At 38.0% G+C, this 19,346-nt stretch carries 19 protein-coding genes and 2 pseudogenes; 1 reads left to right on the top strand and 20 read right to left on the bottom strand.

Translation table 11 applies throughout. The features are described from left to right. Positions 1-23 precede the first annotated feature (23 nt). The 4 genes and pseudogenes from BLW28_RS10705 to BLW28_RS10715 form a co-directional block, all read right to left on the bottom strand. Complete coding sequence (locus BLW28_RS10705) at positions 24-362, bottom strand: WYL domain-containing protein (protein ID WP_073219267.1); 339 nt, start codon at positions 360-362, stop codon at positions 24-26. Positions 363-371: 9 nt separating this feature from the next. Further along, positions 372-521 (bottom strand): annotated as a pseudogene (locus tag BLW28_RS16195) (WYL domain-containing protein); the annotation flags it as partial. Positions 522-530: 9 nt separating this feature from the next. Next, the gene (locus tag BLW28_RS15630; protein ID WP_143036867.1) at positions 531-782 is read right to left on the bottom strand and encodes a hypothetical protein; all 252 of its coding nucleotides are present in this window, start codon (positions 780-782) and stop codon (positions 531-533) included. Between the two features lie 410 nt (positions 783-1,192). Then, positions 1,193-1,978: a hypothetical protein gene (locus BLW28_RS10715; RefSeq protein WP_143036868.1), complete on the bottom strand. Its 786-nt coding sequence runs from the start codon at positions 1,976-1,978 to the stop codon at positions 1,193-1,195. 315 nt (positions 1,979-2,293) lie between these two features. Between BLW28_RS10715 and BLW28_RS10720 the strand changes: the two are divergent. Then, positions 2,294-2,680: pseudogene (locus BLW28_RS10720) on the top strand (XRE family transcriptional regulator). Between the two features lie 38 nt (positions 2,681-2,718). On the opposite strand, the gene BLW28_RS10725 reads toward BLW28_RS10720, so the two are convergent. The 16 genes from BLW28_RS10725 to BLW28_RS10795 all read right to left on the bottom strand — a co-directional run bounded on the left by BLW28_RS10725 (position 2,719) and on the right by BLW28_RS10795 (position 19,163). Then, a complete protein-coding gene (locus BLW28_RS10725; RefSeq protein WP_092842566.1) occupies positions 2,719-3,213 on the bottom strand; it encodes a hypothetical protein in 495 nt (164 codons plus the stop codon). Between the two features lie 69 nt (positions 3,214-3,282). Further along, entirely contained in the window at positions 3,283-4,377 is a 1,095-nt protein-coding gene (locus tag BLW28_RS10730; RefSeq protein ID WP_073219279.1) for a HigA family addiction module antitoxin, read from the bottom strand. Between the two features lie 2 nt (positions 4,378-4,379). Next, entirely contained in the window at positions 4,380-4,685 is a 306-nt protein-coding gene (locus tag BLW28_RS10735; protein WP_234946482.1) for a type II toxin-antitoxin system RelE/ParE family toxin, read from the bottom strand. Between the two features lie 255 nt (positions 4,686-4,940). Then, positions 4,941-5,639: a M48 family metallopeptidase gene (locus tag BLW28_RS10740; protein ID WP_073219312.1), complete on the bottom strand. Its 699-nt coding sequence runs from the start codon at positions 5,637-5,639 to the stop codon at positions 4,941-4,943. After that, positions 5,639-8,770: a type I restriction endonuclease subunit R gene (locus BLW28_RS10745; RefSeq protein ID WP_073219285.1), complete on the bottom strand. Its 3,132-nt coding sequence runs from the start codon at positions 8,768-8,770 to the stop codon at positions 5,639-5,641. The genes BLW28_RS10740 and BLW28_RS10745 overlap by 1 nt, the downstream gene beginning before the upstream one ends. 358 nt (positions 8,771-9,128) lie before the next feature. Further along, the gene (locus tag BLW28_RS10750; RefSeq protein ID WP_073219288.1) at positions 9,129-9,437 is read right to left on the bottom strand and encodes a type II toxin-antitoxin system RelE/ParE family toxin; all 309 of its coding nucleotides are present in this window, start codon (positions 9,435-9,437) and stop codon (positions 9,129-9,131) included. Beyond that, on the bottom strand, positions 9,422-9,658 hold the full coding sequence (locus tag BLW28_RS10755) for a hypothetical protein (protein ID WP_073219290.1): 237 nt from the start codon (positions 9,656-9,658) through the stop codon (positions 9,422-9,424). The genes BLW28_RS10750 and BLW28_RS10755 overlap by 16 nt, the downstream gene beginning before the upstream one ends. A gap of 106 nt (positions 9,659-9,764) precedes the next feature. Continuing rightward, positions 9,765-9,929, bottom strand: a complete 165-nt coding sequence (locus BLW28_RS15740; RefSeq protein ID WP_159431764.1) for a hypothetical protein — start codon at positions 9,927-9,929, stop codon at positions 9,765-9,767. A gap of 3 nt (positions 9,930-9,932) precedes the next feature. Next, a complete protein-coding gene (locus BLW28_RS10760) occupies positions 9,933-11,822 on the bottom strand; it encodes an ATP-binding protein (RefSeq protein WP_073219293.1) in 1,890 nt (629 codons plus the stop codon). Then, positions 11,819-13,165, bottom strand: coding sequence for a restriction endonuclease subunit S (locus BLW28_RS10765; RefSeq protein ID WP_073219296.1), 1,347 nt, complete (start codon positions 13,163-13,165; stop codon positions 11,819-11,821). Before BLW28_RS10765 ends, BLW28_RS10760 begins: the two co-directional genes overlap by 4 nt. A gap of 8 nt (positions 13,166-13,173) precedes the next feature. Next, positions 13,174-14,631, bottom strand: coding sequence for a P-loop NTPase fold protein (locus BLW28_RS10770; RefSeq protein WP_073219299.1), 1,458 nt, complete (start codon positions 14,629-14,631; stop codon positions 13,174-13,176). Beyond that, on the bottom strand, positions 14,628-15,626 hold the full coding sequence (locus BLW28_RS10775; protein WP_073219302.1) for a virulence RhuM family protein: 999 nt from the start codon (positions 15,624-15,626) through the stop codon (positions 14,628-14,630). The genes BLW28_RS10770 and BLW28_RS10775 overlap by 4 nt, the downstream gene beginning before the upstream one ends. Then, on the bottom strand, positions 15,623-15,865 hold the full coding sequence (locus BLW28_RS10780) for a KilA-N domain-containing protein (protein ID WP_083540730.1): 243 nt from the start codon (positions 15,863-15,865) through the stop codon (positions 15,623-15,625). Before BLW28_RS10780 ends, BLW28_RS10775 begins: the two co-directional genes overlap by 4 nt. Before the next feature lie 21 nt (positions 15,866-15,886). Then, on the bottom strand, positions 15,887-17,395 hold the full coding sequence (locus BLW28_RS10785; protein WP_073219306.1) for a type I restriction-modification system subunit M: 1,509 nt from the start codon (positions 17,393-17,395) through the stop codon (positions 15,887-15,889). 11 nt (positions 17,396-17,406) lie between these two features. Beyond that, positions 17,407-17,997 carry a restriction endonuclease subunit S gene (locus BLW28_RS10790; RefSeq protein WP_073219309.1) on the bottom strand — a complete coding sequence of 197 codons (591 nt, stop codon included), beginning with the start codon at positions 17,995-17,997 and terminating at the stop codon, positions 17,407-17,409. Between the two features lie 590 nt (positions 17,998-18,587). Further along, positions 18,588-19,163 (bottom strand): cytochrome b/b6 domain-containing protein, encoded by a 576-nt coding sequence (locus tag BLW28_RS10795; protein ID WP_073219315.1) that lies wholly within the window; start codon positions 19,161-19,163, stop codon positions 18,588-18,590. Positions 19,164-19,346: the final 183 nt, after the last annotated feature.

Consider the following 19,346-nt stretch of genomic DNA (forward strand, 5'->3'; position numbering starts at 1 on the left):
CAATATTTAGTCCGTAGTCATAATCAATACGCACTAAGCGCTTGTTCCAGCTCCTTTTTGATGTCTTCCCTTACGAAGGAAGGCTCTAAAACTTCAACTAAACTCCCGTATTTTAAAAGCTGCTGTTTGAGCTCAAAATTATAACTAACAAATAGTTTGATTGTATAAAAACCTTCCAATCCATCTGCCAGCTCTTGTTGTGATCTGTGCAGTTTCAGAGATTCCAGATACGGTTTTTGTCTTGCCTCAAAACGCAAAACGATGCGCACGGGTTCGTGATCGGTGAAATTTAAACCAACGGTATGAAATAGCTTCTCATTGGCTTCTTCGGTTTTATTTTTAAAAGGTTTGTTGTCTAGCACTTGTAAACCTTCTATTCTGTCCAGACCGAAAACTCGAAATCCTGCATCGGTTTCTCCTACTACATACCATCTGTTTTGATATTCTTTTAGTAAATGTGGTTTTACGCTATGGGACTTTGGAGTTTTCCTTTCGGTATGATAAAAACGGGTATGCTGAATTTGATTACTTTAATTTTGATACACCATTGCAGCCGCAGTGCAATAGGCTGGGATAAAGGGATTGCCATTTTTATATCCGTAATATTTTTGCAGGTAATTAAGTACATGAAAATATATCCGCTTTTCTTTTAGGGCAAGGCGAAGCCACTTTTTAGCTTCTATTAGTTCGCTGTTTGTAATTTCGGGAGTAACAATAACGAGGTGGACTGTTTCTAGGGGCGGTAGCGGGATGATAGTAGATGTTATTAATAGGAAGTTCAAGGGTTAGCCGGTGCAGTTTTGCAACCAAGTCTTGGGGGCAATGATTGAAGATTTTGAAGTGGTACCATAACGTGGTGTATTCTGATTTATGGCATAAAGTTCTTTGGGTTTGTGGGGATATTCAAGTTTGGGAGGGGATAACTTAGAATGATGTCGTTTGGTTTATTTATTATGGTAGGTGTTAGCATTTTGAGGTTGTTTCGGTCGTGCCTTTTGGCGATAACTGATGTGATAGGAACTATGGCGTATCTATGCTTTATCTATGGCTTATCTATGGAGTAAACACGGGTGAACCTAGCCTTTGCCTTGGAGTTGCTTTGGGAGAAAGTAGCTACTGCACCCTTGTACAGTAAGGGTTTTAAGAAAAAACAGACTGTTTTTAAGATGTTTTAGTTTAGGGAGGGCAATTTCTAGACTATTGCGATGCATTCCATTGCTTTTCCCGCGACAAAAGGTGTGAATATATTGTCTATTTCTTTACCATATTGTATTCCTAGCCACACCGTTATGGCAACATTAGGTGGTATTGGTTTTGTGGTGGGCATATTGAGTTCTAAGCTAATGTCTTGATGCTCCAGTTTACACAATAATGCAGGGGTTTGTATTGTTTTCCCCAAGGCATTGGCTGCGGGATATGCTGTTTGGTATTTTTTAATTTTTGGAATCCAGGTATGTGTAGAAACCGTGCTTATTACTGCGGTAAGCACAAAATGTGTTGCAGATTTAGGGCATTTACTCAGATGTAGGGGGCTGCTTTTTTTAATATTTATTGTAATGTTTGAACGGTCGTTATTGACTAAAACAGATTTGTTAGCCCAATAAATTTGGTTAAATATCTGCTTCTTATGTAGTTGAAATCCAATAAGGGCATCGGGTAGATTAAAAACGTTTGCCTCTCTTTGTCCTTTGGTTCCCCTACCCATTTGAATTATTTTGCGACAGCTGCCAGTAAGGCGGCTTGTAAAATAACTGTCTTTAAAAATTTTCAAATTTTCCTGTAAACCTGTATAAATAGATTTTGCAAGCATATTTGCGGCAGCAAATTCGGTAACATTAGCTTTTACGGTAGTGAAACGAGGGTCGAACATAATTTTTTCTCTCGAAGGAGGTGATGACTTACGTTTTACATATTTTCCGTTTAACCTATAATAGGTAATACCTTTGATTGTGCCTATAATGTTTAATATTTTAAACAATTGGAAGGACATTGCATTGAGAATGAGTTGGTTGTACTGCTAAGATATGAAAAAAAATGAAAAAATGAAAGAGAATGGGAGGGCGTGATGTGAGGGGGGTGGTTTTTCAATGTGGGCAGGTAGTTGCATGGTGAGGTTGCCGCGCTGCGCTCGCAATGACCCTTCGACTGCGCTCAGGGCAGGCTTAGGTTGGGATATTTTAGAAAGGGCTTTTAAGGCATTTATTAAAATTAGTGTTAAATTTGGTAATTGAGATTGATGATGGGGTAGAGGAAAGAGAAAAGAGGAAAGAGGAAAGAAAAAAGCCATCAGATATTGGAGACTAAAATACGTCAAGGCCGGAATGTGAAACGCTTTCGTGAGATGCTTGGCATTCAGCAGGAAGCACTTGCTTATGAGTTAGGCGAAGAATGGAACCAAAAGAAAATCACTTTGCTGGAACAAAAAGAGGAAGTGGACACTCCCCTACTTAAGTAAATTTCACAAGTACTGCATATACCCTTTGAAGCTTTTAAGAATTTTGATGAGGAGCAGGCGGTGAATATTATTTCTAATACCATTGAAGATAATGGGATTGGCTATCAAAGAAACGATAATCCTGTGGATCAGATCTTAAAATTACACGACGAGAAAATTAATCTATGCGAACGTATGCTTAAGGAGAAGAATGAGATGATGGCGCGGTTGGAAAGATTGATTTAGAGAAAATAAGATTATACCAATGGAAATGCCTTAAGACACTATCCCGCTAAGTGTGTAAGTTTAAAATAACAGGGGTTAGACTTTTTAAAGTCTGACCCTTTTTCCTTAATAATATTGAGTTGATTTTCAATTTGAATTAGTTTCTCAATAAGTGATGATTTGTTTTTAGGTGTATGCCATAAGTAGGTTGCCTCTTCTGTATCCAATGTTTTCAAAACAAAATAATATCGCTGTTCGCCTGCCGAAAGAAATACAAAGGAAAAGGGGTTTAATTCAAAGCGAATTTTCATCGTTTGGTTTTCGTGTTTATCCGCCAAATATTGAATGTGTTGAGAATGTTTGTATTGCTTGTTGTTGAGGATTGCGCTCAATAATTCTTCCGCATCATTAAAAACCTTTCCCTTGCCTTGCAATTCATCAGAAGTCAGGATGTTTTTATTTTGAGGTGTGAAAATTCCGAGGAAGGCTTTATTTATAAATTGAAATTTGACACTTTCCACAGTAGGTTGCTCTTGATAAATCGTCTGTATCAATAATTTTTTTTGCTTTATTTGGGGATTATTAAGGCTTTATCTTTGAAGGCTAAAATTCGAGTACTCATCTCATCCATCCAATTCAATTGCCGCAATAAACCCTCTACCCTTATTATAGGGAATCAATTTTTTGTGTTGGAACCGTCCAATAATAATTGCAGGATGGGTTCCAAATTTTTTAGCAAATTGAACAATATCTCGTGAAGTTAGTGGTCTATTCCTCAGGACTTCTTCTTCCTCCTTTTCACTAAAAGTCCAAGATATCGCAAAATCATCGGCCTCCTTCTCTTTTTCAATATCAAGTCCCTCATAGCTTATGTTTTCGATAGATATATACTTTTTTCCGTGCAAGAGTATATGACCTAGTTCGTGAAAAAAAGTAAACCAGAATTTATCATTTGTTTTATATCTCGCTGAGAGTTGAATAAGTGGTGTATCTCCAATCCAACGAGTAGAACCATGGATTGGTGCACCTGGCAAACAGGGTGTATAGACCACCTTAACTCCGGCTTTTTGACATATATGCTGAAGTTGGTTAAAAAAATCGGGGGGATGCCCCGCCATCACCTCTTTTATCCTGGGTAAACTCTCTTTAAGCTTTTTACTACTAAACTCATTGCTGGACATTTCATGGGCTTGCACCTCTCCCCTTCTCAACCAAGCGGCAACTGCATATGGTTTATTGGAATGGGCCAATGAAACTCGGAACTCCACCAAAAGAGCTCTCTCAAAATAATATTTCTCCCAAGCTTCCGGGGTAGAAACTTGGAAAAAACTAAATAAGGCCTTCACTTTCTCCTCAACAATTCTAGTTTTGGGAACCCATCCCATAGCAGCCATCTTGGCATATGGGAATAACAAGGCCCAAGGAGAAGCATTTTTCACAATATCCTCTCTGGCCATTCTAGCCTTTGCCTCATCGTAGTCCTGCTGTCTCTTTAACCAAAAAGAAGCCGGTATTTTTAAAACATCCTCAAACTTTACAGCCATTTCCGAGGTAATGGAACTTTGACCGGAAATAACTTCAGAGATCGTCTTTTCAGGCTTGTCCGTTCTTACGGCAAACTCCTTTTTACCCATTCCCATTTCCTCGAGCTTCTGCGAAAGGCTCTGGCCAGGGTGTGAAACACTCTCTGGATAATATTGATTTTGCTTAGTAGTCATATCTAATGATAATCAGTGATATCTATTATTTCCACTCCTTTAATCTCCAACCAAATAAATTGGCCAATCTTATTAGTAGGGATAGGATCTTGATGCGGTTCAAAGATTAAACGGTAGGGATGTTCAAGATCGCACGCCCATTGTCCTTTCCTATTTCCAACCAACTCGTGGTATTGTCCAGGCAAATGCCTAGCATCCTCAAGCGTAGAAGCAGCTCTCAAATCGTCAAGTCGTGTTTTAAATAGGGAGGCACAGCGTTTGCCCAGTTTCCTAACGGCTTCTCGGTCATTGTTTGCAAGCTTCTTCAACTTGTTCGATGCAAAAGAAATATCCATGAGCTCATAAAAATTTCGCCCTTCCCACAGTGCAAATATACAAAAAACAATTAACACCAGGTGTTAATGAAAATATTCATATCGATCTAAACCTTTGATCCTATTTTCGAATATTAATATTATCTAAATCATCTCTATGAACACCGACCACACTGAACACTGAACACAGGCTACTGCCACTGCCTACTGCTACTAAAAATTGACCACTGCCCGCTACCACATTTCCCCCTACGCCATCATCTTCTCCAACTTCTCCTTCCACTTCTCCCATCCAGGCATCTTCTCTTTCAGCAATCTGTAAAACTCTTTGTTATGGGCAGGAATAAGTAAATGGCACAACTCATGGGTTATTACATATTCAATACATTTGGCATTGGCTTTAATCAACTCTGGATTTAAGATAATCTTCCCTTCTGGGGTACAGCTCCCCCATCGTTTCTTCATTCGTTTTATTTCAAAAGAACTAGCTTCGATCTTTTCCTGTTTAAATTTTTGAACAGTCAACTCCATAACCTGTTCAAATTTCCGTTTGGCGAGCCTATAATACCAAGCAGCCAACATCTTTTTAACCTTGTCTTGACTAGGCGAAATAAGTGTAACCACTATTTTACCCCCCGTAAGCTTGACGGTATTTTTAACACCCTGTTCAACCTTGAGCAAATAGCGTTTTCCGAGATAATAATGTGTTTCTCCTGAAACGTATTCCCGCGTCGGGGTTAACGGTAAAAACGCCTCAAAATAGGCTTGTTGCTTAACAATCCATCTACCTCTATTCGCCACCTTCTTTTTTATCTCCGCCATTGATGATTCCACGGGAGCAATCAAATGTACGCTGCTGTCTGGATGCACCTCAATAGCTAGGGTCTTTCGGGACGCTCTTTTTACCTTAAAATCAATGGTTTTGGAACCGTAAATTACACTGTCCATCAATAATTGTTTTTGGCAACTTTTAAACATTTGGCGAGTATGATATCTATTTCATCAAAATTTATTGACACCCCCAAGTCCTTCCTGTGTTCCATGAGATAATCCTCAATTTCATTTTCCATCTTGTTCTGAACATCCAGATTCTTTTTCCAATCCCGGATAGTTAGATTTTCTATGATTTTTGTGATGTCAATTCCTGCAATGGCCAGTTTATCCTGAATTCCTGTGGTTATTTTCTCCCCGTGTTTTTCGTTGATTACTTGGGCAATTGCGCCAAATACAGCACGGGCTTCAGGACGGTCTTTTACTAAATCGGGGATTCCTTCTTGATAGCCCCTATCAAAATCATTGCGCACCTTACTGATGCTTTCCAAGTATTCCTTTTCACTCATTCGTCCTTCGTGAAAATCGTTGATGGTCTGCTCAATCAGGTCGGAGAATTTCTTGTAATACGCCTCATCCTTCTCCATATTTTCGGTAATCACCTTTTTCATTCGGTGTGCAATAAAATCAGCTTTTGATGCCGGGGTTTTGCCATAAGTTTCCAGAGCCTCTTCCACCATGTCCTTATCAAAAATGTTCACATCCTTGATAATTTCCATTACCTCATAAGCATTCACATAGGTATCCAATAACTTCTTTACCCTGGGTTCGTATTCCTTATACGAAACAGCTTCCGCATATCGATACATAACCGAAACCCTAAGACTTTGCAATTTCTTCAGCTCATTCTTGTAAAAACCAATTTGCGAAGTGGTGAATTCCTCATAAAAAGTGTCCGATGCCATAGCCATTTGTAGCGTTCGTGCAAACTGCGACAGACGGTCATAAAATTCATCACGCACATCCTTTTGGGCTATACAACGTTCCAAGGCCTCTATATCGTCCTTGTTCTTTACGCTTTTAAATATATCCCAAACCTCGGCATGGTGAATGGGCACTTTCCGCACCTCTTCGCTCATATCTGCCACGGCATTCAACAAATCGTCTTCCTCAAAATCTTCCAAGGCGCTGTATTCCGTCAAGGCTTCGTCCAGTTTTCCCAATACGCCAACATAATCTATAATATAACCGTATTCCTTTCCTTTAAACAGTCGGTTCACCCTAGCTATTGCCTGTAGAAGGTTATGGCCTTTCAATGGTTTTGCCAAATAGAGCAAGGTGTTAACTGGTGCATCAAAACCAGTCAATAGCTTACTGACCACAATAAGCATTTCCACTTCGGTATCTTCGGGGTCGATAAATTTTTCCACTACATAATTTTCGTAGGTATCCTGATCGCGGAACTGTTTCATCAGTCCTTCCCAATAGTTCCGGGAATCGGAACTCGATTCCTGCCATACATCCTCATTGTCCTTCCGGCTATCGGGCGGCGTAAAAACCACCCGTGTGTTAATCTTTAATGCGGGATCTGTCTGCGTTTCAAAATACTTCTGGTATTTTATTGCTACATCAATCTTGGGCACGGCCAATTGCGCTTTTGCCCGGGTTCCCTGCCAGTTGGCGGTATAGTGTTTTGATATATCGTAGGCTATTTCCTCTACCACGCTATCGGACTCATAAATTTTTGAAATGGAAGAAAATTTCTTCTTCAAATCCTTTTGTGCTTCCTCTGCCAAAGGTTTGGCCAAACGCTCAAAACCCTTGTCGATCTGTTCTTCTTTAATCCTTAACTTGGCGGAGCGACCTTCATATAACAAGGGCAAAACCGCACCATCTTTTACCGCCTGGTCTATGGTGTATTTATGTATAAACCCACCAAACTTACGGGCGGTACTTTTTTCGGTTTTCATCAAGGGAGTTCCCGTAAACCCAATATAAGAGGCATTGGGCAAGATCTTTTTCATACTGGCGTGCGCACTCCCATAATTACTCCTATGGCTCTCGTCCACCAACACAAATATGTTTTGCGAATCTGTTATCTTTACCCTATTGGCAGCCACTTGAAACTTATCGATAATGGTGGTGATTATTTCATTGCCCTTGTCTTTCAAAAGTTCGGTCAAGTGGTTACCACTTTGCGCTTTTTGTACTTTTTTGCCACAATTTTGAAAGGTTTTATAAATCTGTTTATCTAGACTTATTCTATCGGTTACTATTACAACTCGCGGATTCGGAATTTCAGGATCCAATGCCAAAGCTTTTGAAAGCATGACCATCGTTAGCGACTTCCCACTTCCTGTAGTATGCCAGATAACGCCCCCGTACCTATTGCCATCCCCATCCTTCTGTTTTACCCGAGCCATGGTGTCCTGTACCGCAAAATACTGCTGGTACCGCCCTATCTTTTTGATGGGGCCATCAAAAACAATATATTTATAGGCAAGTTCCATCACCCGTTGCGGACTACAAAGCGACAACAAACTTTTATCCTGTGTGGTAGGCAGTCTGTCTTCAGATAAAGCACTTCCTTTTTCTATTTTTAGTAATTTCTGAACCTGCTTTTCATTCTCTTCTTTCCAAACACTCCAAAATTTTGCAGGTGTTCCTGTGGTTCCGTACTTCACTTCATTGGGATGCACGGCCAACAACAATTGCGCAAAATAAAACAAGCGGGGAATACCACCTTCCTTCCGCTGATTGCGCAACATTTGCGAAATAGCCTCGTCAATGGATTCGTTTTTGTCCCTGCGTTTGTTCTCTATCACAACAAACGGAATCCCATTAACAAACAACACCAAATCTGGACGGCGTTTCCCATTGATACCCTCCACCTCAAACTCCTCAGTGACGTGAAAACTGTTGTTTTCTATATGTTCCCAATCAATATATCTTAAAGTGAATCCTTTGCTATCCCCTTGTATGGTCTCGCTAAAACTTTTGCCCAAGGTCAGCAGGTCATAAATCTTTTCATTGGTTCGGCTCAAACCTTCGTCTGGCACCGACTTTAAGGCATTGATAGCCGCTTGTATGCTGCCTGTGGAAAATTTATAATCCTCCCCCTTATACTCAAAACTGTTTATCTTGCTAAGCTGTGTTGTCAAAATATCCTCCAGCAAAACACTTGTAAATAAACCATCTCGCTCCTGTACCGCTTTTTCAGGAGTTATATAGTCCCAGCCTAACTTCTGAAGCAGATTCAGAGCTGGGGTTTGGGAATCTTGGGATTCGGTGTAGTTTGATACGGCCATTTATTCTATATTATTTCTCCCTTTTGGGAATTTCTATTTTACTGTTAAAAACATTGTTTTTACTGTTGATTAATACTAAAATTGTCATTGTAAAAAGGATTGGGCTTTTCCCGGTCGACAAGAAACCTAAGTTATATGCTTAGGTTTTTTGTTTTTATGGGAACACCTTTATTCTTTTTATTTTTGATTTTAATATGTCGAACACCCTGTAATTTTGATTAGGACGCATATATTATAAGCCAATCGCAAGCTTACATTTTTCTAAAGTGGTCGAATTCGACCACTTTAAAATTGGATGGTATAAACATTGGGGTTAGCGACTGCTCGCACATTCTTTTTTAGCATTGTGAGCTATTGGCTATCTGCGCAATATTTTTTCTAATGTTTTTGGGTTTTGGCTGCTGTTCCATATTGTAAGAATTAACAAGCGTTGGTTTTCATCGACTTCATAAATAATCAGATAATCCCTTACGATTTTAATTCTCGCATTTTTGTCGTCTGTGGGTTTACCGATTTCGGGATATTCCGATATCAATCTGACAGCCTCTTTGAAAAGTTCGTTTAGTTTTTTGCTGTAAAGATTGGATTTGTTTCTTTTATTCCAATATTCGAAAATTTCCTTTCTATCGGTTTGTGCCCTTCTCGACCAAATTATTTGTTTAACCATTCGTCGATTTCTTGGTTCGCATCATCATTAGTCAAGTATTCCCCTTTTTTAATTTGCTCGCGAGCCTCGGCAACCGCAGAGATTTGTTCCATATCTAACTTGTAAGTTTCCTGCGTTTCATTTTCAAGATTGAGAAAACGGTATAATTCTTCAAGTAGATCTTTATTGTTGGATAAATTAATCTCTTCGATTAGTTTCTTTTTGATTTCTATTGTTTTCATAGCCTGAATATTTTTATCAAGATACTATTTTTTAGTCAAATGAATAGCGAGAGATTCGGATAAGACTATATTTCAACCCTCACTTCCCCTGTCAACAACCGCTGCATCAATCGTATGAAGTATCAATTTGTTGTAACCGCCCCATCATCCTTGTAAAACCATCTCGCTCCTGTACCGCTTTTTCAGGAGTTATATAGTCCCAGCCTAACTTCTGAAGCAGATTCAGGGCAGGGGTTTGGGAGTCTTGGGATTCGGTGTAGTTGACTTTCATTACTTATAATTTTGAAGAAACTTCAATTTGAGTAAGCCAAGATTTAACTTCGTCATACCCACCAGTCTCTTTTAACCTAACAATTGTCATTTGCTCAACAGCTTGTGTGTTTAACAACTTCTTTTTTCTATCTGATTTTTCCTTTTGCTTTATAATATCCAAGGAAGCCCAATCGCCACCACCTAGTGTATAAGTGTGCTCTGCAACCAATGTTGGAACATCATCTTTTTCATCTATAATCGTCAATTCGCATTTGGCTCCATTGACGGCATAGGCCTCGTTAATAGCCTCGTGATGTAAATAATTTTCTAGTTCCCTACGCGAAGTGTTAAAACCTACTTTTGTGGGTTCTCCCTTTCCATTTATTTCTGCCACCGCTTGAATATAACTTGCATCGTCTCCATCATAAATATGAACTTCTGGTTTACCCAATCCCGACAAATAACTATTTTCCACATAATGTTTAAGCGAAGAGCCGCCTGTTATTACCCATCCAATACTTTCATCACTTAAATTTATTGTTCCCTCTCCTTCATTTACATAAATGGCACTATAGCGTTTTAACGCTAATACATCATTATTTCCTTCCACATAAACTAAAACTCGAACAGAATCTTTAGGGTTAGGTAATATTCCTAAAGTAGCAATAACTGCATCAATTGTTTCTTGAATTTCTTGGTCATTATCAAAGTTCCAAGCATTACGTATTTCTAAACCATCTTCAGTATTTACAACATATCTTAAGGATTGTACTGGAATTTCTCTAACTAGATTGGCGCTATGAGATGTAAAAAAAACTTGCGTATTTTCACTTTCACTTAACTCTATAAGAGATTGTATAAGTAGCATCTGGTGATTAGGATGCTGAGACGTTTCCGGTTCCTCTATAGCATAAATTATGGCTGGAGCATTCTTGTCTGCTTTTCTTTTTTCTGCTTGAGCTTGAAAAAAGCTTAATAGCACCAATCTACGTACACCGCTTCCTCTTTTATTAAGTGGTATCCCTTCATCATTAAATAGAGTTAGGTCAAATAGACCTTTCCAATTGGGTTGTTTTCTTAAATCAGACTTTAAAGTTTCAGCAAGTGAAGCGTCGATTTCAGTTAGCTTTTTTATTATGCTATCTGCAACTGCTGTTGATTGTTCTCTAACCATATCCTCAATTTCTTGAAGCTTGATTTGAATTGCATCAATAGCTAAAGTTTCTTCTATTGCACTCTTCATGGGATCTTGAACGTCACCATCTTTATCATCAAGACTTTTATCTACCTTGAAAAGAGAATAAATTGGCAACATTGCATTAACCTTACCCCAAATTGCTTTTAAATTATTTTCAGTTGTCAAACTTCCGTCCACTTTTATCCTCCCATTAACCTTTTCTCTACCGAAATGATTTCTAAAAGCAGTACGAATAGGTGGATTTTTAGTTTTAGTAACTCCGGTTAAGTCAACACCAAACTCTTCTGCTTTAGCTTTGAGAGTTCCATTTTTTAATTCTAACAAGCTGGATAATTCAGGATGAGAATAATTGTATGCATTAAGAAAAATAGATTTACCAACTGTTTTTCCAACCTTAAAAACTCTTACAATCTCTAGGTTACCTACCTCATTAAGTATTCCTTCTTCTTCGGGGCTGGTCTCTATAGAGGTATCAAGTATCAAAGTTTCTGGTATTCCTGAAAATTCACAAGTGATTTCAATATCAGTTCCATCGCTATTTGTTGACAAATCTCCCGTATCAATATTGTCATTAAAAAAAGCATCCAAAGCTTCCATAATTGTTGACTTGCCCGCATCATTTTTTCCAATCAAGCAGTTTAAATCATCTACTTTAAATACAGTCTCATTTTTATAACATCGATAATTCTTAATTGTTAGTTTTTCTAACTTCATAGTTCTATTTTTTTAATTTTCACTCTTTTCTCCCCAGTCAACAACCGCTGCATCAACCCCCGCTTCTGCCCCCGAAGCCTAGCAAGTTCACTTTGCAATAATCCTATTTCTTTATCCGCAGCACTTAAAACGGAAGCTATTTTTTGTTGTTCAGGAAGAGGTGGCATTTTTAAAATTAAATTTCTAAAATCGGTTGTAGACAATTCCAAAAAGGTGCTACCACTAGCTTTCCTCATAAAAATGGTTTTTGATTGTTTAAGTTTATAATAAATAAACTCAACTTCGTTGTTTTCATTTACATTAAGACTCTTAAAACCTTGATTTGTACATGCTTCAACTTTAGATATTGCCAACTCCCCTATTGTAGCTCTAGTACAAATAACTATCGTATTTTTTGGAAAGATGGTCGCTGATGAGTTTTTAAGACCCTTTAATGTTATTTTTCTTCTAGATTTTTGAATGTATTTACCTGCTCCTCTAATTTCCGAGGGTGTATACCAAGTAATTTCACCACCCCAATAGTCCTCTACTTCCGACGAAGGGGTACCACCCGTAAAAACTTCACCTAAATCCTTTAATTTTTTTGCTTTCCACTCCCCCTCAAACCCCTCAAACCGTTTCTTCCCTGTCAACAACAATTGCATCAACCCTTTTTTAAACTCCTGTTTTGCGGTGATAAGCTGTTCTTGTTTTGCAATGGCACTATCCCAAGTGGAGAGGATGGTGGCTATTTTTTGTTGCTCTGGGAGTGTAGGTAATACTATTTTAAATTTTTGGAGATTCCCTTTTGAGATTCCATATACTTTGCTTCCAGTTGCAATTGTTTTTAAGGCTTTTTTTACTAGAGGGTTTCTAAAAATATAGACTCTAAAACCTTCCGCCGTTTTGTTGGTTTTATCCCTAAAAGCAAAAGTATGTAAGCCGCTTATCACTTTTCTTTCATTGACATTTTTAAGTTCAATGGCCTCTCCCACACCCTCATAATCTTCGGAAGCATCAGCAACAACCAAATCACCATCTTTTAAAAAGTCTGAAGTTTGTGATATAGCTATTTCCTTATTTATTTTCGGAACTCGGCTCTCATTTTCGAAATCTAAAATCGGGCGTTTATAAGTCGCATGAATATCCCCATAGTGAATATTATAAACCCCTTCTTCCTCTTCATAATTCAATTGATTTCTTGAAAGTGAATTGGAACTTAAAAAATCAAACACCTCATCGATTCTTGGCGTTTCCCAATCCTCTGGTATCCAACCCAATTTTGTTTTTTTATAGCCTTCTTTTATCGTAAAGGATTTTTCTCCAATTGAACTTAAAGAAATAGTAGCTGATATTGCACTCATATTTTGATTTATTGAATTAAATGGTCCTTTTCAATTTTTGATAAGGTGTCATATAGTATTTTGAAAAGATCCGTACCCCTAAGTTTTTCAACTGAATTTGGAATTATCGAAACACCATAGGACCGCTCCATGGGGAAATGATGCAGTCTATATTGGATTTCTATGGGGGAATCAACGGAAGGGGAATACCCCAAATTCTGATCAACTTTAAAATCGTGTCCATTGATATCTAAAACGGCTAAACAGTGTTCAATAATGGGAATTATTTCTCTCTGATTAGAATCCATACTTCCCATTTTATGCATTATTTTTTCTACAGCTTTTAACAAATCTTCCCATTCCTCAAAAACGTGTAACAATAGTTTTGTGATCAATAAAATAGAAAATTGTCTTCCACTAAAAGATTTTGTGGAGCCCTTAAATTTTATGGGTTTAGAACTGATTGAAAAAGGGGAGTTTAGTATCTTTAATAATCTGCGCGGTATTACGGTATTCGCCTCAATCAACTTCTCAAATAGGAAAGTTGCGTCATCAAGCAAACCCTTATCTATAGAGAGCGCTATACTTCCTCCGTTTATTTGGATGGTATTAAGAAGCCGGCGAATTTCTTTTTTAAGGCCAATAGCATTTGAAAATTCGAATATTTTATAAGAATAAAATTTGTCTATATATCCTGTATAATCCACATTCGTCCCATATCTATTCCCAAAAATGTTTCGTACATTTTGTTGGTCAAAAACAAGGACAATCTTATCAAAGTCAAATTTATTATCATTACCGTTTTTATCGATTTGTGCAGCCAATACGTTCAAAATCCTAAATATATGTTCCGGATCTATACGATCTAAATCATCAATAACAAGGACTGTTTTTTTCTTTTGGTCGTTATCTTTTAATTGATTGACCAATTGACAAATTAACTGAGTATAAAAATCTTCTTCCTTTGTAGAGCCAGGTTTTTGAGTAAATGCTTCCAAATATTCTAAAACTGAAGCTTTATCATCTATTTGTATTCCTTTAAATTCATCTTCAAATTGTTTTAGAAGTTTCTTCAAATTTTCGGCAACACCAAACAGTGACTTTCCAATCAATGGAATGCTCGCAATGAGCGGGGTAAAAGCATCGAGTACTTTTTTTCCATTTTCTTGAAAAAAGAAAGGCAAATAATCTAGTTTACTAAAATCCTCTTTTTCGAAATCTACATTTTTACCTAAAAGCTCATATAGAAGATCGAATTTTATTAATTCAAAAATATCCTCATTGGAAGCTACTGAATAGTTAACAGGATAAAGATGGATAGCTTCATATTCCTCCTGATTTTTAAAAAACTCATTTAAAAAATAGGTTTTCCCAGCACCAAAAGGTGCAGACAGGATAATCCGATCATTAAAATCAATATCCAGATGCCTGCGAAATTTCTCGCTTGGTTCATCTATTTCGAATTTAAATACTTCTTCTGAACTCATTTCTTTTTTAACCTTTTTACTATCCTATCAAAATCCGATACAAAGTTTTTATCCTGAATCGGCACAAATTTTTCGTATTCTTCTTCAGCTAACTTCTTGGCTACTACTGCCGTTATTTTCCCGGAATCTTGCAGGACTTCATAATCGTTAAATTGTAAGAAACCATCCAGCTTACCAATCCAGTCCTTCATTTTCATTGGATTTTGACGTTCCGCTTGCAGTTCAGCAAAATCCAAATACATGGTAACAATGCGCTCCAAAGCCTTTATTTCATCTTCCTCCAAATAATTTTTGGCGGTGCCCACGTCCGATTTTAATATTTTTCCGGCAGGTGCATTTTTCCAAGTAGTCAATCCCATATTCTCCTTTTTGGCATCGGCTCGAAGTTTTATGATTTCCGCTGCCGTTCTACCAGTAATAGCCCAATGCAGTTTGTTCTGGACGGTTTTGAAAAAGGAACGGGTAATTGGTGCGCTCGGATCATAATCAATACTGGCTTCGGCATATATATCGGTAATCTTTTGATAAAACCTCCGCTCCGAAGCTCGTATGGAACGAATGCGCTCCAATAATTCATCAAAATAATCCCGGCCGAAATTTTTAGCTTGCTTTAACCTGTCATCATCCAAAACAAAACCTTTGATGATGAATTCTTTTAAAGTTTTAGTTGCCCAAATTCTAAACTGAGTGGCATTAAAACTGTTTACGCGATAGCCTACGGAGATGATGGCATCGAGATTGTAAAACTCAATTTCTCGCTGAACCTGCCGAGAGCCTTCTGTTTGAACTGTTCGAATTTTTCGAATAGTTGCCATCTCATCCAGTTCTCCCGATTTAAAAATTTCCTTTAAATGATAATTGATCGTGTGAACCTCAACCCCAAATAATTCGGCCATCTTCTTTTGGGAGAGCCAAAATGTTTCATCCTCAAAGCGAATATCCAACTTCACTTCGCCATTGGGTGTCGTGTAAAAGATAATTTCAGATTCTTTCATATCAATGCTTCATTTTTAATTCCCTCGAATTCGAGGGAATTAAAATCCGTGTTGTTCAATTGCTCCCAAACACCTAAAAACAAGATGGTATCTTTATTTTTTAACCATTGTTCTATAAGAGCGCTTCCTCCTTCAAAACTTTTGACCATATCTGTCAAAGAAATAAAGTCTAAATCATTTTCTGTATAAATGCTTACTTCACTAACTTTTACATTTATAGATGATTGCCTCTTTGCCATATTTCATTCTTTAGTTCTCAATTATAAACCCAACTCTTTTAAATACCCTTCCATCTCCGCCTTCACTTCTACCAACTCCTTTTCCAACTGCGCAATTTCCTGTTTTGTTGCTTCCATATCCACAGGCTCCTCCTCTTCAAAGGTGTCCACATATCGCGGAATGTTGAGGTTAAAATCATTCTCCTTTATCTCTTCCAATGGCGCCACATGACTGTACTTTGGAATTTCTGAAAACCCTTGGTATGCGGCTACTATCTTCTCAACATCCTTTTTCCGCAATCGGTTCTGCTTTTTGCCATCATCAAACTCCTTACTGGCATCGATAAACAAAGTATCGCTATTCGTTTTGGCCTTGTTGAAAATAAGGATAGCTGCAGGAATACCTGTGCCAAAGAAAAGATTTGGAGGCAATCCTACCACAGCTTCCAATAAATTCTCCTCGATAAGTGCCTCCCGAATTTTTCCTTCGCTGCCGCCTCTAAATAAAACTCCGTGCGGCACAATCACTCCTACCCGACCGTTTGGCAAGGTGGTCTCTATCATATGCAGTATAAAAGCATAATCCCCCTTCGATTTTGGTGGAATCCCACGCAAATACCTTCTATGCCTATCGGCTTCCGCATTTTCATGTCCCCATTTATCAAGTGAAAATGGCGGATTAGCTACCACCACATCAAACTTCATCAACCCGTTGCCTTCCAATAATTGTGGATTGTTCAAGGTATCGCACCACTCTATTCGCGCAGCATCCATTCCGTGGATAAAACAGTTCATCTTGCTCAATGCCCAAGTGTCGCCATTGCTCTCCTGCCCGTAAATAGCGAAGTCCCTCGACGGGTTGCCGTCTTTATCTTTAACCTCCTCTGCAACTTGCACTAAAAGCGACGCGGAACCTGCAGTTGGGTCGAAGATTCGATCTCCCGCTTTTGGGGCTACCAGCTTGGCCAATAGTTGTGACACCTCTTTTGGTGTAAAAAACTCCCCGCCTTTCTTTCCGGCTCCCGAAGCAAATTTCTCCAAGAGATACATATACGCCTCTCCCAAAACATCCTGCTTGCCATCCCATAAGGAAGGACGAAAATCGAGCTCTGGCTTTGCAAAATCGTTAATGAGGTTAAGCAATCTGCGGTTTCGGTCTTTGGTCTGCCCCAATTTCTCTGAATTGAAACTGATGTTTCTAAAAACGCCGTCCAATTTTTCAATGTTCTTTTCCTCAATCTTGGAGAGTATCTTGTCTATTTTTTCACCAATATCAGAGTCATTTCTATGGTCGTATATATAATCATAGGTACAGTTCTCAGGCAGCACAAAACGCTCGCGGTTTAGTTTGCGCTTTATTAATTCTTCATCATCTCCGTACTGTTTTTTGTATTCGTTGTAATGGTCCTTCCATACATCGCTCAAGTATTTAACGAACATAAAAACCAAGATATAGTTTTTGTATTCCGATGAATCAAAGGCACCTCGGAAGGTATCACACGCATTCCAAAGCATCTTATTTATCTGATCTTGACTGGGTTTTTCTTGCATTATTATATATTTTAATTTATTGATTTTAAAAGCTGTGCTTCTAATAGTTGATTTCTTTTTTCTTTAAGCGACTTGTAAATATATTGTTCTTTTTGAGCAAGCTTAGCCACTTTTGCAATCTTTATCTGGATTTCTAAAGACGGTAACTGCAATGGAATATTTTCAACCACTTCTTTGTTAATACTTAAAGAATAAGTTCCTACAGCATATTCTTGAAAATACTGTTGCACCTTGCTTTTATTAATATACCAAGCCACAAAATTTGGCTCTGCCTTTAAGGCATCTACTTTAATTACATAAAACACCGAACTTGCAACTGACGGCAATGCATCCTCAAGTTCAAAAACAGTAGCAAAATTGTTAGCACCCTTTGAAATAAAAAGGATATCACCTTTTTCCAGATAGTATTTTTTCTTAATTTCAGCTGCGTCTATGAAAGTACACTCATTACCTATGGAAGTATATTCATTTTCCATATCTTTTAACTGCACGACACGCAAGTTACCTTTAGGAGAACCATTTATTTTTCCCCTAAAAGAATAACCGGAAGCAATGCCACCAGGCTTTATTATGGATTTTAATATAGTTTTCTTACTAGTCATACTATTACCTATTACCTACATAATTATTACGATGTAAATATAGTAGTATTTCAGAAGTTATTACCGTAAATTACAACATAATCGCTATACTGCATCTTTTATGTGTCTTAATACCTAATATCTTAAAATTTATTGGACTAATTTAGAGCATTTGAAGATCAAAGTTTTACGAGATTTTGCATTTGGGGCAAATTAATCGGAGTGGAATCTCTCTAATCATTTATCCCAACAAAACATTTAAAAAGAGCATAAATGTCAGCTTGCAATTCCACTTTTAAACCGTATAGCGGCAGTTTTATAGCAATTGGCACACAATAGTCCGCCACAGCAACATCTACGTTCGATTAACTCGTTTTAAACAAAATCGAAACGCACCGTATATTGGGTATTTGGAGGGCTTTGTTCGAGTCTTGTTCGAGTCTTGTTCGAGTCTCGTTCGAATCACCTTCACAAAGATGGGGGGCTATTCGAACAATCTTCGAACAAGTATAAACTGAGGGTAGTATAATAGAACTATTGGACGGGGTGGTTTTGGGGATTAGGTTTTATTTGGATTGCTATATATCAGTGCCGAGCAGCACCCATTTTCACTACTTTTTCCCTCCCCCACTCACAATCCGCGATATAATCCCTTTCTGGTTTGTGAATTCAGCTATTACAACTCCTGCAAGGTGGATTACGATGAAGCCTACGAGATAATAAACACCAAGTTCGTGAATTTCTTCCACTGGTTTTTTCCAGTCTTTTGGTCCCCATTCTATTAAGAGTCCAGTAATTAAGGATCCGACAACGCAGATATAAAAAATGATATAGGCCCATTTTTGAAATTTCACTTTCAACGACAGTTCTTTGGCAAGTGGGTTTGGGAATTTCATTTTCCCAAAGAAAGGAAGTGTAAACCGAATGCTAAACAATCCAACTAAAACATAGCCCAGATAGATATGCCACTCCCACATGGGTTTCCGGATTTGTTTTGCCAGGAGCACGGCCTCGTCATACGACAAGGTCTGGTTGGTGGTTTTTAAATATTCCTGGATAATATCTGCCATATTGTATTTATTCATCCAAGTCAATCGCAAGAAGATTGTTATCAATAAAAGTAGAAATGTAATCGCTATTGCCCAATGGATAATTCGGTAAACTTTAGTGTAGGTTGTTGTTTCCATGATTTTATTGTTTTTGAATGTTGGAAGTATGCGCACTTCTAAAAATAATCAAAAAATTACTTGGTGCTTTAGTTTTACCGATTTAATAAGGCTATTAAAGACCTACAAGGAGGTCTTTTCCGATTATCATCGGAAAAGACGACACCTTGCAGGACAGTCACCAACCGTACATATTCCTATCTC

It is taken from the genome of Aequorivita viscosa (genome assembly GCF_900106795.1).
In the GTDB taxonomy this organism is placed as follows: domain Bacteria; phylum Bacteroidota; class Bacteroidia; order Flavobacteriales; family Flavobacteriaceae; genus Aequorivita; species Aequorivita viscosa.

Bases quoted from the DNA above. Each gene is read 5' to 3' on its own strand.
- BLW28_RS10755 (WP_073219290.1), bottom strand. From the start codon at position 9,658: ATGAAAACAATAGAAATCAAAAAGAAACTAATCGAAGAGATTAATTTA.
- BLW28_RS15740 (WP_159431764.1), bottom strand. From the start codon at position 9,929: ATGAAAGTCAACTACACCGAATCCCAAGACTCCCAAACCCCTGCCCTG.
- BLW28_RS10765 (WP_073219296.1), bottom strand. From the start codon at position 13,165: ATGAGTGCAATATCAGCTACTATTTCTTTAAGTTCAATTGGAGAAAAA.
- BLW28_RS10770 (WP_073219299.1), bottom strand. From the start codon at position 14,631: ATGAGTTCAGAAGAAGTATTTAAATTCGAAATAGATGAACCAAGCGAG.
- BLW28_RS10760 (WP_073219293.1), bottom strand. From the start codon at position 11,822: ATGAAGTTAGAAAAACTAACAATTAAGAATTATCGATGTTATAAAAAT.
- BLW28_RS10795 (WP_073219315.1), bottom strand. From the start codon at position 19,163: ATGGAAACAACAACCTACACTAAAGTTTACCGAATTATCCATTGGGCA.
- BLW28_RS10740 (WP_073219312.1), bottom strand. From the start codon at position 5,639: ATGGACAGTGTAATTTACGGTTCCAAAACCATTGATTTTAAGGTAAAA.
- BLW28_RS10750 (WP_073219288.1), bottom strand. From the start codon at position 9,437: ATGGTTAAACAAATAATTTGGTCGAGAAGGGCACAAACCGATAGAAAG.
- BLW28_RS10775 (WP_073219302.1), bottom strand. From the start codon at position 15,626: ATGAAAGAATCTGAAATTATCTTTTACACGACACCCAATGGCGAAGTG.
- BLW28_RS10745 (WP_073219285.1), bottom strand. From the start codon at position 8,770: ATGGCCGTATCAAACTACACCGAATCCCAAGATTCCCAAACCCCAGCT.
- BLW28_RS10790 (WP_073219309.1), bottom strand. From the start codon at position 17,997: ATGACTAGTAAGAAAACTATATTAAAATCCATAATAAAGCCTGGTGGC.
- BLW28_RS10780 (WP_083540730.1), bottom strand. From the start codon at position 15,865: ATGGCAAAGAGGCAATCATCTATAAATGTAAAAGTTAGTGAAGTAAGC.
- BLW28_RS10785 (WP_073219306.1), bottom strand. From the start codon at position 17,395: ATGCAAGAAAAACCCAGTCAAGATCAGATAAATAAGATGCTTTGGAAT.
- BLW28_RS10730 (WP_073219279.1), bottom strand. From the start codon at position 4,377: ATGACTACTAAGCAAAATCAATATTATCCAGAGAGTGTTTCACACCCT.